This window comes from uncultured Rothia sp. (assembly GCF_916715725.1).
In the GTDB taxonomy this organism is placed as follows: Bacteria; Actinomycetota; Actinomycetes; order Actinomycetales; family Micrococcaceae; genus Rothia.
Genome location: NZ_CAKAPD010000003.1, coordinates 175357 through 187769, shown reverse-complemented (window position 1 = coordinate 187769; position 12413 = coordinate 175357). Strand labels below are relative to the sequence as shown.

Genomic DNA, 12413 nt, shown 5'->3' with positions numbered 1-12413 from the left:
GTTGTTCGGTCACCGCCACAACTGTATTTGGTGAGTGTTAGATTAACTATCTACCAGAAGTTCAACCCGTATCACTTTTTGTAAATTTTTTCAAAAATAAAGTGCATTTTCTCTTGCGTGCAACAACACTCCTAACCTAGAATATTTCTCAACACATTATTCAATGTGTTGTAAATTACTAATTTGAGAGGAAGTTTGTCATGGCTGACTTCACTTCTATCAATCGTCGAGTGTTGCTGAAGGGGGCAACTCTTGGCGTACCGCTTATCCTTCTTGGGGGCACTGCAGCATATGCGGTTACTCCTGAAAAGCTTGCAGATGGTAATTACGTGGGTCGGGTTGTTGAGTACTTGGATGGAGGAGCTCGCCTCCATGAAGTTCTCTCTCCTTCAGGTAACCGCGTTGGTTACATCCTGGATAAGAAAACTCGCAAAGAGCTTGCAGCTATTTCAAAGGACCTGCAAGGTTTGCATGTTGACTCCTTTTCCTCACCCTGGAATAACTCTGTAACGCCTCAGGGCAATGTTTGGTCCTGTGCAGGTGCTCTTGCACTATTTGTCGCTGAAACGGCAATCCCTGGAGCGAAGGTTGCTAAAACTGGCTGGCGCCTGGTAAAGCTTGTTCGTCGCTATGGAGTACAGAAAGTTGCAAGGATTCTTCGTGGTGCCTGGCATTTGGCAGACCGTAGTGCACAGCAGGAATTTAGGATGCTTGCTGCTGAACTGCTCGGTATCGGTATGATTCAGAAGGAATGCTTCCAGTAGTTTTTCTTCTGTATACACCAATATACGTAAGAGGAGGTTCCCATGTTCTTCGGTATTTCTCTGATCCCGCTGGCGGTTTTGGTCATTGTGGGTCAGCTGAAAAAAGCACCACCAAGGTTGCTAAACAACCCTAGCTATCAGAAGGAGAGGGAGCAGGTGCGAAAGCACCGGCGCATCCTGGATGTGCTCGGCGTGGGTTTTGCTCTTGCCCTGATGATTATTCAGTGGAGTAACGTCTCGTTCTCGCTTGCTTTTGATGCGTGCGTTATTTGGCTGGTTCCCGGGCAGCTGTATAGGCTCTGGCAGAAGTTCAATGTGTCGCGTGGGGTACTCTTCGCGTGTGCTGTCGCGCTGATTGTTATTGAGTTTGGGTTGGCGCTCCTACCCTAACCTGCACCCTATAACAGTTGTGGCGGTGACCGAACAATGGTCACCGCCACAACTATTTTTAAGATGAGACAGACTCAGATTAGACGGGGTTCGATTAGACAGGGTTGTCGGGGCTGGGCAGGGTTACCACCTCAGACCAACGAGTATCCTTAGCGGCCGCACGGTTCGCGTCGCTCTTCTGCTTCACATCGGCTGGCGCCTGCTGCGCCCACGCCTCAAAAGCAACAATGTAGTTCTCAGGGTAGTTTGCCGCGAGCAGTTCCTGTCGGGTCGGGAAGTACTCCTTACCCTCTCGAATATCGACGTAGTTGCTTGCCTTGTAGGGGTCTGCGCTCTGAATGTCAGCGCGCGGGCCGGAGGCTACCTTTCCGCTTGCCACGTTATTGTCATCGATAGCGCGCACCCACGCTGCGGCGTAGGTGTGATCGGCCTTGTTCTTCTCGTACAGTGCCAGGCACTCGGCTCCCGCTGATTCAGCTTCGGTGCGGGTGGGGAAGTTCGCCTGGTTGCGCACAACATGCCGCGCGGAGACGTAGGAGGGCAGTGCTGTTCCGCGGTCGGCGCTGATGGCTTCCTGCTGCTTGAGGGTTTGAGCTTTTGCGGTTTCGTCAGGTTCAAGGCAGGGGGTAGATGCCTTCTTCGCCGCGGAAGAGGAAGTGGACCCGGTGGCGCTTGTAGCTGACGGGGAGGAAGTCACGGTTGTGTTCGAGGGCGCGGGAGTATTTGATGCCGTGTTGGTGGAGCTACCGCAGGAGGCAAGAAGCAAGGGAAGAATCGCCAGCGCGGCACCGCGTCGTAGACCGCCGGAACGGAGCGAAAGAAAAACAGGGGTGTGGGTCATGAATGAGGCCACCTCACAAGAGGGATGGAACGATATATTGCGTCTCAGTATACGTTGGACGGTGTAGCGTGTGGGGTGTTTTGCAAATACCCACAAGGAATGGCAAAAATTTCAGCAAACTATCTAGGACATTCAACCCTTGTTAGGGTGTTATCGCTTGTCAGTTGTATTTAGAGGAGAAGAAAAAGGCGATATTGGTTTTACTGAAAAAGACACATATTTTCATTGACCATATATCAAATCTACAGGTATAGTGGGGCGCAATACATTACTACACCCACGTTATGAGGTGGCCCCATGGCTCTCACCCCGAAGACCTTCTCCAACCGTCGTAGCATTGTACGATGCGGTACCGTTGCGGTTATCCTGCCTCTGTTCCTCGCCGCCTGCGGTGGTGCGAACACCGCGGCAAGTAGCACCTCCTCACCCTCCACGGCGAGCGCCTTAGCAACGGCAAGCACCACGCCGTACATCAGCTGCTCCTCATACTCCGCTGAAGATCTCGCATCAGCAGAAGCCGTCAAGCCCGTCCCGCGCACCGATGAACAATACCCCGCGTACATCGAGTACCGGCACATCCTCGCAGACGGCGCCCACATCATTGAGCCCAGCGAAATCGACAGCAAGTGCCACGCCGCGCTCAAAGCAGGGCGGAGCACCCTCCCCGAATACGTTCAAAACATCGATGCCTACAACGCCCACCCCAGCGTCGGAGTCACCGACCCCTTCGCTGGCAGCGAGTACCGAGACATCAAGAACCGCAACGAATTCATCCCCCACCGCGCAGACCTGGAAGAAGCCGCCTACCCCGAGATGATTATTCGTCTCTACGAAAAGTGGTACGAGGCAGCCCCCGCAGACATCAAGACGCTCAGCGACGGCAACCGTGCACGATTCCTCGCCACGAGCGCCTACCAGCAGTGGAAGGCCCAGCCCCAAATCCCCAGCAGCGCCCGCCCATAAGTCCACTCACGCATAACCCACTCAAAACAGTTGTGGCGGTGACCGAACGAAACGGTCACTGCCACAACTCTTTAAACGCTCATTACCGGGCTTATTTTTTGGGGGGGGAGGGGAGGGGCTAGTTGCCCTTCACCTCGCGTGCCAGAGCCAGCAGCTCCTCATGCACCGTCGTATCGCCCGTAACCTCCGGGTGGAAAGAAATACCGATCAGGTTGCCCGAACGCACACCCACAATCTTCCCCTCATGACGAGCCGTCACCTGCACACCCTCACCGGTGCCAGTCACAATCGGCGCACGAATAAACGCCGTATCAATAACCACCTCATCACCGGCAGGAGTCAGCCACGGCAGGCGCACCTCCGCAGAATCAACCTGCGAACCAAAAGCGTTACGACCCACCGAAACATCCAAAACACCCAGCGACTGCTGACCCGGCGCCGGATCATCAATACGCTTCGACAACATAATCAGGCCAGCACACGTACCCAGGGTCGGCAGGCCCGAAGAAATCGCCTCAATCAGCGGCTCACGCACACCAAAAATACGGGTCAAACGGTCAATCGTCGACGACTCACCACCCGGCAAAACCAGCGCATCCAGACCCTCAAGCTGCTCACCGGTACGCACCCAACGCACCTGCGCGCCCAGGGACTCCAGCATCAGCGCATGCTCACGCACGCCGCCCTGCAGCGCCAAAACACCAACCGTCAAACCCTCACCCGGCAAAACACCGGTAGGCTGAACCTTCTCAACCATCACCGCTCCCTTCACAAAACAACAAACACAACAAACACAAGGAGGGTGGGACCCGCCTCAGCGAACCCCACCCCCTCATCAAACACTCATCCCGAACGCGGGGTGCGCGCACGAATTACCAGCCGCGCTCCGCCAGGCGGTGCGGTGCCGGAATGTCAGCAACGTTGATGCCGACCATAGCCTCACCCAGGCCGCGAGAAGCCTCAGCAACCTTCTCCGGGTCATTGTAGAACGCGGTAGCCTTCACAATAGCCTTCGCGCGAGCAACCGGGTCGCCCGACTTGAAGATACCGGAACCAACGAACACGCCGTCAGCGCCCAGCTGCATCATCATCGCAGCGTCAGCGGGGGTAGCCACGCCACCAGCGGTGAACATCACGACGGGCAACTTGCCGGTCTTAGCGACCTCGAGCACCAGCTCGTACGGTGCAGCCAGTTCCTTAGCCTTCACGTACAGCTCATCAGGCATGGTGTTGTACAGGCCCTGCAGCTCAGCAATCTGACGCTTAATGGTGCGGATGTGCTTAGTTGCCTCAGAGACGTCACCGGTGCCAGCCTCGCCCTTCGAACGGATCATAGCGGCACCCTCGGTGATGCGGCGCAGAGCCTCACCCAGGTTGGTAGCACCACACACGAAAGGAACCTTGAACTGGTGCTTATCAATGTGGTTCACGTAGTCAGCGGGAGAGAGAACCTCAGACTCGTCAATGTAGTCGACCTTCAGGGTCTCCAGAATCTGAGCCTCAACGAAGTGGCCGATGCGTGCCTTCGCCATGACCGGGATCGAAACAGCATCAATGATGCCCTCAATCATGTCCGGGTCAGACATACGAGCCACGCCGCCCTGCGCACGAATATCCGCGGGAACGCGCTCGAGAGCCATGACGGCAACAGCGCCAGCATCTTCAGCGATCTTAGCCTGTTCGGGGGTGACGACGTCCATGATGACGCCGCCCTTGAGCATGTCGGCCAGGCCGCGCTTAACAAGCGGGCTGCCGGTTACGGTGTTGTTATCAGTCATGACCTTATCTTCTCACGTTCTGAGTGTTCGCGCGCACTCACGGAGGCGGATTTTCTGTTCTCTGACACAGTACGACCCCAAGTTCACGTCAGAATGACACAAAACGTCATGAAAAGCGGTCAGAGTAGGGCGGTTCGTGGGTTGAGCAGGCCCGCCGGATGCACGGGGCCGCCTCCCATAAACTCACACCCCGAGCGGCCATACGGCAGGTTTTGCTCACGATGAGCATCTACCCACCCGCGTTGAACATCGGTAAAATATAAAAGTTACGCCCCCACTCACCCCCAAGCGGAAGCCTCAACGGCCCAGGGAACGAGCAAGACATTTCGGGCGCCCCGGCACCCGCACATTCGCGGACATCAGCCGTCTATCTGACGCACACAAGTGACCGGACCGCACAGACCAAGGAACCTATGACGTCCCACCAGACTGAAAACAACGCGCCCAAAAACGGCGCACCCAGCAACACCGCGCCCACCGCAGGACACGGCGCGCACGGTCCTCACGGCGCAAGCGAAGACCCGCAGAACATCTACCTGCTCAAAGACGCTCCCATCCTCAAGGCGCTCCTCTCCCTGGGCGTGCCCATGGCACTCGGCCTCGCCATCACCAGCATCTACAACGTGGTGAACTCCTACTTCGTCGGCCACTACGGCGGCACCGAAGACCTCGCCGCCACCAGCTACGGCGTGCCCGTATTCGGCGTCATTATGGCAATCGCCGGCCTGTTCGGTCTGGGCTCCTCCACCCTCGCCTCCCGCAAGCTCGGTGAAGGCCAGCCCGCCCACGAAATTCACCGCGTCACCTCCTTCGCCCTCTACTCGGCGCTCGGTGCCGGTATCGTCGCGGCGGCTATCGGCTTCATCCTCGCCGACCCGATCACCAGCATCATGGGTGCATCCGGCGGCTCCTACGAACCGACCCGCATTTACGTGCACCTCATGTTCCTCGGCGCGCCCCTCGCCATCGGCATGTTCACCCTCGAACAGCTCGTGCGCTCCGAAGGCTACGCCAAGCAGTCCATGTACGGCATCATCGTCGGCACCGTCGTCACCTGCATCTTCGACGTGCTGTTCATCGCCATCATGGGCATGGGTATTGCCGGTGCCGGTTGGGCGATGCTGCTGGCGAACGGCGCATCCATGCTGTACTACCTGCTGTTCCTGATGCGTCAGAGCGAGAACTTCTCCGCGAACATCCGGGACTTCTCCCTCGACCCTGCCATCATCAAGCCCGTGGTTGCGGTCGGTGCCGCCGAGCTCATTCAGAGCCTCAACCTGATCTTCGCCGCCCTGCTGCTGAACAACCTCGCCGCCTCCTACGGTGACGACACCGTCGCGGCGTTCGGCCTGGCAATGCGCCTGAACATGGTCCCCGAAATGCTGTGTATGGGCCTGTGCATGGGCGGTATCCCGCTGTACGCCTACGCGTACGGTGCCCGCAACGGTGCCCGCGTGAAGCAGGCGCTGCGCACCGCAACCATGCTGTCCGTCATTACCTCCGTAACCATCACCATTCCGGTGCTGATTTTCCGCCGCGAACTGCTCGCCGTAGTGGGCGATGAGCGTCTGGTCTCCACCGGTGAAGAGGTCATGGTCGCGCTCATGCTCGCCGCCGTGTTCAACGCGGTCAGCATCGTGTTCGTCTCCTGGTTCCAGGCGGCCGGTAAGGGCGGCCCGGCCATGCTGATGACCCTCGGTATTGCTCTGCTGTTCTTCCCCGCCGTGTACTTCGGCAACATGTGGTTCGGCTTTAAGGGCCTGACCTGGGCGTTCCCCTTCACTCAGGTGCTCGCCTGCGCGCTGGGTCTGGTGCTGTTCCTCGCCACGGGCGGCTCGAAGGTACCCCCGGCTAAGCCTGAGGTTGAGACTGAAGGTTCTGAGGAGCCTGACGCTCAGGCTACCCAGGTTTCCATTGCACAGCCCGAGCAGAAGGCATAGTCCTCTGTCTGCAAAAGCATAGTAAAAGCCCCGGACTCTCGCATGGGAGCCCGGGGCTTTCGCGTTAGTTCTTACGCCGGTTGAGGCGCTCAACCGGAAGACGCTAGATTCTTCCGCGCTAGTTCTTCCACCAGGAATCAAAAATCGTCACCGGGGTAGTGCGCTTATGGCGGCTACGCAGGTAAATCTGCTCCAGCTTCTGCGCCGCCGCCTCGTCGATTTCCTTACCCTCCAGGTAGTCGTCAATCTGCGGGTACGTCAGGCCCAGCTCATCCTCATCGGTGCGGCCGGGCACGCCGTCCAGCAGGTCAGCAGTCGGCGGCTTAGCCCACAGACGCTCAGACGCGCCCAGAACCCGCAGTAGCAGCTGGTTCTGACGCTTATTCAGGCCGTACAGCGGCAGCAGGTCCGCGCCGCCGTCACCGAACTTCGTGAAGAAACCGGTAATGGACTCCGCCGCGTGGTCGGTGCCGACCACCAGGTAGCCGGGGCCGCCAGCAACCGCGTACTGGGCGATCATGCGGGCGCGCGCCTTCACATTGCCCTTGTTGAAGTCGCTGATCTGCTTGCCGGTCGCGGCAACGTAGGCGGTATCGAAACCGTCGACAGCTTCGGCAATGTTGAAGGTTAGGGAGTGGGTGGGCTGGATGAAACGCAACGCCTCCTGCGCGTCCTCTTCGTCGTGTTGCACACGGTAGGGCAGGCGCACCGCCACGAACTCGGTGGTGCGGCCACGCTTGTTGAGGCGGTCGACCGCCAGCTGGCAGAGGCGACCCGCCAGAGTGGAGTCGATACCGCCGCTGATGCCCAGTACCAGGCCGCGGCTTCCGGTGGCTTCCAGGTAGTCGCAGATGAACTGGATGCGGCGCTCCACTTCTTCGCGTGCCTGCTCTTCGGTCATGTTGGGCTTGACGCCCATTTCACGGATGATCTGTGCCTGTAATTCACGCATGACTTAAGTGTACGCTCCACCTTATAGCCCGCGCGGTGAACCGCCGAGGGAGGCGAGGTAGTGTTCCACACGGTGCGTTCAGCGCGGCGCACGCGGCGGGTTCAGTATCGTTTCAGCCCTGAAAAATACACAGCATACTCACCGGTAAAAACCCTGTGCGACAACCCGTGCGGCTGTTAGCATGAACATACGGTTCAAATACCGTTCAAAACAGCCGGTGATGAGGGAAAACGCCCCCACACCCGCTACGCCACAGAACACGTCAACCAAGGACGGTGAAGACAGCACCATGGCAAAAACAAAAACTGAACTCTACGATGAGCTCGTAGACATCGAAACCAGCCTCGAAAACCACCCGCTCACCTCCGGGAAAATAGCGGAGGCGAACATCATCGTCGAGCAGATGAAGGAGCAGGGCGCCACCCAGGAAGAAATTAATGAGGCACTCATCCGGCAGGGGCTGCCTTCCCTCGTGGAGATAGGCAAGAGTACCTTGACGCAGTCTTTCAGCCTCTGGAAGCTGAGTCACCGCAAGTTAAAGGTGGAAGCCGCCATTGAGAAGCTCAACCGTAAAGAAGCCCGCCAGCGCTAACTAGGCCGCCTCGGGCAGGGCGAGGCAAGCAAATACCCCCGGCAGATGCGTACGGCATCCACCGGGGGTATTTAGCGTTCAAATATAACGCTTCGACTAGCGGTTATTCAGCACGCGCACGTTATAGCGGTGCAAGAACGCCGCCATCGCGCCACGCTCAATCGGCTGAACCGGACGGAACGAACCATCAGCCCAACCAGTCGTAATACGCTGATCAGCCAACCACGAAATCTCACGATAGAACTGGCTACCGGCCGACACGTCACTAAACGGCGAAGCCACCGGAGCCGAATATGCCGGCGAACCCGCAAAACGGTAGAAGAACGCCGCCATAGCATCACGATTCACCGCAGCATTCGGACGGAACGTACCATCCGACCAGCCGGTCGTAATACCGCGGGCACGCATCCACTCAATCTCCTTGTAGAACGGGTGATCACGCGGCACATCCTTAAAGCTCGGGGTGCTCGGCGCAGTGAACTGCGGCGAACCCGCCATACGGTAGAAGAACGCCGCCATCGCGCCGCGCTCCACCGAACCGTTCGGGCGGAACGTACCGTCCGGGTAGCCGGTCGTAATACGACGCTGAGCCAGCCAGTTAATGTCATTCACGAACGGGTAATCTGCCGGAACATCCGTAAAGTGCGCGCTCGCGGCGGTAGCCTCAGAGTTCGACGAGACACGCAGAACCTGCGCACGCTCACCCGCAGCACCGTTCGTACCGGACAGGTCACCGGTCGCATTGTGCATGTGCAGGAACAGGGCAGAAACGTTCTTCGCGTCGCCGTTACGGTGCGCAACCAGCTGAGTCTCCGGTGCGTCCACGAACAGGTTCGGCACGCCCGCCGAATCGCCGCTGAACCACAGCTTCGGTACCGCATAGTTGAACACCACCGAATCAGTCGTATCAACCACGGTCGTTGCGGAGAACGCGCTCGAAGTGGTCACCGAGTACGAAATCTCAGTGGACTCGGCGTTCGGGTCCAGACCCAGAACGCTCAGCGGAACAGTCATCACCAGAGTGTTCGAATCCATGATGTTGGTGTCCGTATCACCCCAGGTGCCGTTCAGTGGGTACAGGGCGTTCTCGATGGCCTGCCACTTGCCGTTGCTGCGCTTAGAAACCTTCACCAGCGGGTAGTCCAGGCCCTTCTCACGCACCGTCTGCAGACGGTAGTCGCTCGTGCCGTCCTTGTTGGTGTCAACGAACACGTAGTAGGTGCCGCGCGGGGTCACCTCCTGCCAGTTACCCCAGGTGGAAATACCGAAGGACAGGTGCGCCTCGGAGGTGTCCGCACCGGCAGCCTTCAACGCCGCCACGTTCGAGGCGGCACCCACGTACTGCAGGTCCATGCGGGAATCCGAACCCACACCCAGCTTCGCGGTCGGGATGCGCGGGCTCGAAGCGCCCAGCTCAAAGGCACCCAGCAGGGAGCGGTAACCGCCCTGGTCCACCGCGGTACCCTCCAGCGATAGGCGCTGCTCCAGGGCTCCCACGCCGTTCGTGTCAAAGTGAATATCTGCACCGGCTACGCGCATCGCGGAGACAGGTTTCGGTGCTACGTGCAGCGGCATGCGCAGGGTCTTCACCGCAGCCGACGAGTCAGCATCGGTCAGGATCAGGCGGCCCGAAGCGCTCGCAATGTACTGGCGGGCACCCGAAATGGTCACCGTACCGGTCGAGTAGTTCACCGAATCCTGGTTCGGGTACATGGACGGGTCGCGAGTCTTCTCCAGCTTCGACGGGTCAATGCGCACCGTCACGGTGAACGTTGCCTTCTGACCGGCACCCACAGACACGGACTGCGGGTAGGAGAACTCCACACCCGGGATGCTCGTGCTGCCCTCATAGTTCAGGGTGTAGGTGTGCGCCACCGAGTCGGTGTTCTCGACGCTCACGCGGTGCTGCAGGGTCTGCACACCGGCGTTCGGGGTGTACTCGAGCACGCCGAAAGTGTCCGAAACCTGTTCGGGGCGTGCCGCGTTGAACAGCATGACGCGGTCAGCCACCGCCGCACGCGTGTTGATGCGGCCGGTACCCACACGGTCCACCGCGTAAGGGTTGCCCCAGGCGTCCTGCATGTTGTGGTCGGCGGTGTTCATGATGGCGGTCTTAATCATGCGCGGGCCGTACTCCGGGTGCGCCTGCATAATCAGCGCCGCAACACCGGCAACAAACGGCGTGGACATGGACGTACCGGTCTTCACGCTCGAACCGGTGCCGCTACCAACCTCGATGGAGGAAATGTTCGTGCCCGGTGCCGCAACGTCCGGCTTGGTGATGCCGTGCGAACCGTGCAGGCCACGCGCGGTGGAGGTGTTCGCCTGATCCAGCTTGCCGTTGGGCACGCGGATCGAGTCGCGCAGGTTTTCGCCGAGCTGCAGGGTCAGCTCACCCGAATCAATCTGCGCGGAAAGGCGCTCCACCTGGCTCTTTGCCAGGCGCACGCCCGGAATGGAGGAGTTACCGCCGATAGCGGTGTCACCGACCTCAGTGTTCGAGGTGAGCACCACGCCGGTCGCGCCAGCCGCCTGCAGGTTGTCGAAGCGTACCTTCGAACCGCAGGGGGCGGTGCCGTCAGCGTCCGCCCAGTCGATGAGAGCCCACTTGCCCTTCAGTGCTGCAGCTTCCTCTTCGGTGAATGCCTCGCAGGCGTAGCGGTTGCGGGAGGCGGCACGCACCACGGTGCCGCGTAGCTGCTCCTCGGTCGCCTTCGAGTAGTCGAAGCTCACCGAGTAGTCACCGTAGGTGTCTGCCTCGTTCGCGGGGGCGAGAATCTTCACGCGGTCCACCAGCTGGGTCGAGCCGATGGAGTTCGCCACGGTCAGGCCGTAGGCGCTGGTGCCGGGGCCGCCCGAGTTGGAGTAGGTGTCGCCCACGGCGTTGTAGTTGTTGGCGTTACCCGCCGCGACCACGGAGAGGATACCCTCGCGGTAGAGGGAACCGACCGCGTAGTTCACGGTCTCATCGAACACGCCGAACTCGTTGCCGAGCGACAGGTTCGCGATGTCGGCGCGGTCGGAGAAGTCGCCGTCGTCGTTGGGGTCGAGCACGCGGTCCAGGCCCTTGGGGACGAACGCGGTGGTGCCCTTACAACCGAAGATGCGCAGGCCAATCAGCTGGGCGTCCGGTGCGGAGCCGGGGCCGATCTTCATGTTGTTGAGCTGCTCTTCGGTGAGCTTGGAGTAGTCGCCGTGGAAGGTGCTGCCGTCCGCGTTCACGCCGTAACCTGCCGCGGTGCCTGCCACGTGGCTACCGTGGCCGCCGCAGTCGAGCGGGTTGTTATCCGGGTGGGGAGTGGAGGTTTCCTTCTTGCCGGAGTTGTAGTCGTCACCAACCAGGTCGTAGCCGCCAAGGAACTTCTTCGGATCGTAGGTGCCCTCGGGAATCGTGTCGGAAGCCTTCGCCTTCTCGAAGGCTTCCTGCGTGCCGGGGCCGCCCAAATCGGCGTGCGTGTAGTCGATACCGGTATCGAGCACGACAATCTTCACGCCCTTGCCGGTGTAGCCGGTGGAGGCGGGGTTCGCCGGGCTCTTCGCCCACACGGAGAGCGTGTCCGTATCAATGAGGGTGCCGCTGTTCTGCGGTGCCATGTCCTCAATGATGCTGATGCGCTCAACATCGGAACGGTTCGCGAGCGCACGAATCTGCTCGACGTTACCGTAGAGCGCCACGCCGCGCATCGTGTTGTGGGTGGTGTACAGGACCTGCGCGCCGGATTCCTTCGCCGCGGAGGCGCCCTGCTGCTGCACGCTGGCGCGAATCGCCTGCACCTGTGCTTGCGCGTTGACGGGTGCCTGCGCGCGGGAGCGGACCGCGTCCGGCTGGGTCTGGGCGTACGCGCCCTGACCCTTGAATCGGACGAACACGGCGCGTTCGCCGGTGGCGCCGTCCAGGCTGGGGGAGAGAACTTCGTTGTTGTTCTCGCCGGTGCCGGTGTTCTGGTGGGGTGCATCCCGGTCTGCGCCGCGTACTACGCCCGGTGCCGCGTAGGCGGCGGTACCAAACGGCAGGGCGGTCAGCCCGAGGGTGAGCCCCAGGGTGAGTGCGCCGCAGCTACGTGCCAGCTGCTTGAGGCGGCCCGGCTGTGTGTGCCGGGCGGCTCGCGCGGGGGTAGCTTCAGGGAAGGTTGCCACTGAATGCTCCTTTTTAGTGATGGTGCGTTTCTTAGCGGTTTCTGCACCGAGGTTCT

Annotated in this window: 10 protein-coding genes; 5 read left to right on the top strand and 5 right to left on the bottom strand. The window is 59.9% G+C overall.

The genetic code is table 11. From position 1 onward, the window contains the following. Positions 1-200: 200 nt before the first annotated feature. Both QZ822_RS03605 and QZ822_RS03600 read left to right on the top strand, forming a co-directional pair. Positions 201-764: a hypothetical protein gene (locus tag QZ822_RS03605; protein WP_141757032.1), complete on the top strand. Its 564-nt coding sequence runs from the start codon at positions 201-203 to the stop codon at positions 762-764. 42 nt (positions 765-806) lie between these two features. Continuing rightward, positions 807-1154, top strand: a complete 348-nt coding sequence (locus tag QZ822_RS03600; RefSeq protein ID WP_294642660.1) for a hypothetical protein — start codon at positions 807-809, stop codon at positions 1152-1154. 94 nt (positions 1155-1248) lie between these two features. Here the strand turns inward: QZ822_RS03600 and QZ822_RS03595 are convergent, their stop codons facing one another. After that, positions 1249-1995, bottom strand: coding sequence for a hypothetical protein (locus QZ822_RS03595; RefSeq protein ID WP_294642658.1), 747 nt, complete (start codon positions 1993-1995; stop codon positions 1249-1251). 297 nt (positions 1996-2292) lie between these two features. Between QZ822_RS03595 and QZ822_RS03590 the strand changes: the two genes are divergently transcribed. Continuing rightward, the gene (locus tag QZ822_RS03590; protein ID WP_294642657.1) at positions 2293-2958 is read left to right on the top strand and encodes a hypothetical protein; all 666 of its coding nucleotides are present in this window, start codon (positions 2293-2295) and stop codon (positions 2956-2958) included. A 118-nt stretch (positions 2959-3076) separates the two neighbouring features. On the opposite strand, the gene pdxT is transcribed toward QZ822_RS03590, so the two are convergent. Both pdxT and pdxS read right to left on the bottom strand, forming a co-directional pair. Then, on the bottom strand, positions 3077-3715 hold the full coding sequence (gene pdxT / locus QZ822_RS03585) for a pyridoxal 5'-phosphate synthase glutaminase subunit PdxT (RefSeq protein ID WP_294452245.1): 639 nt from the start codon (positions 3713-3715) through the stop codon (positions 3077-3079). Positions 3716-3830: 115 nt separating this feature from the next. Next, positions 3831-4736: a pyridoxal 5'-phosphate synthase lyase subunit PdxS gene (pdxS, locus tag QZ822_RS03580; protein WP_204862532.1), complete on the bottom strand. Its 906-nt coding sequence runs from the start codon at positions 4734-4736 to the stop codon at positions 3831-3833. 413 nt (positions 4737-5149) lie between these two features. Between pdxS and QZ822_RS03575 the strand changes: the two genes are divergently transcribed. Next, positions 5150-6676, top strand: a complete 1527-nt coding sequence (locus QZ822_RS03575) for an MATE family efflux transporter (protein WP_294642655.1) — start codon at positions 5150-5152, stop codon at positions 6674-6676. A gap of 118 nt (positions 6677-6794) precedes the next feature. On the opposite strand, the gene nadE is transcribed toward QZ822_RS03575, so the two are convergent. Beyond that, positions 6795-7628, bottom strand: coding sequence for an ammonia-dependent NAD(+) synthetase (nadE, locus tag QZ822_RS03570; RefSeq protein WP_294642653.1), 834 nt, complete (start codon positions 7626-7628; stop codon positions 6795-6797). Positions 7629-7917: 289 nt separating this feature from the next. On the opposite strand from nadE, the gene QZ822_RS03565 reads away from it, so the two are divergent. Then, entirely contained in the window at positions 7918-8220 is a 303-nt protein-coding gene (locus QZ822_RS03565) for a recombinase (protein ID WP_294642651.1), read from the top strand. A 96-nt stretch (positions 8221-8316) separates the two neighbouring features. On the opposite strand, the gene QZ822_RS03560 is transcribed toward QZ822_RS03565, so the two are convergent. Continuing rightward, positions 8317-12357, bottom strand: a complete 4041-nt coding sequence (locus QZ822_RS03560) for a S8 family serine peptidase (RefSeq protein ID WP_294642649.1) — start codon at positions 12355-12357, stop codon at positions 8317-8319. Between the last annotated feature and the right edge of the window lie 56 nt (positions 12358-12413).

Excerpts from the sequence above, each read along its gene's own strand:
- QZ822_RS03605 (WP_141757032.1), top strand. The coding sequence starts at position 201 with ATGGCTGACTTCACTTCTATCAATCGTCGAGTGTTGCTGAAGGGGGCA.
- QZ822_RS03600 (WP_294642660.1), top strand. The coding sequence starts at position 807 with ATGTTCTTCGGTATTTCTCTGATCCCGCTGGCGGTTTTGGTCATTGTG.
- QZ822_RS03595 (WP_294642658.1), bottom strand. The coding sequence starts at position 1,995 with ATGACCCACACCCCTGTTTTTCTTTCGCTCCGTTCCGGCGGTCTACGA.
- QZ822_RS03590 (WP_294642657.1), top strand. The coding sequence starts at position 2,293 with ATGGCTCTCACCCCGAAGACCTTCTCCAACCGTCGTAGCATTGTACGA.
- pdxT (WP_294452245.1), bottom strand. The coding sequence starts at position 3,715 with ATGGTTGAGAAGGTTCAGCCTACCGGTGTTTTGCCGGGTGAGGGTTTG.
- pdxS (WP_204862532.1), bottom strand. The coding sequence starts at position 4,736 with ATGACTGATAACAACACCGTAACCGGCAGCCCGCTTGTTAAGCGCGGC.
- QZ822_RS03575 (WP_294642655.1), top strand. The coding sequence starts at position 5,150 with ATGACGTCCCACCAGACTGAAAACAACGCGCCCAAAAACGGCGCACCC.
- nadE (WP_294642653.1), bottom strand. The coding sequence starts at position 7,628 with ATGCGTGAATTACAGGCACAGATCATCCGTGAAATGGGCGTCAAGCCC.
- QZ822_RS03565 (WP_294642651.1), top strand. The coding sequence starts at position 7,918 with ATGGCAAAAACAAAAACTGAACTCTACGATGAGCTCGTAGACATCGAA.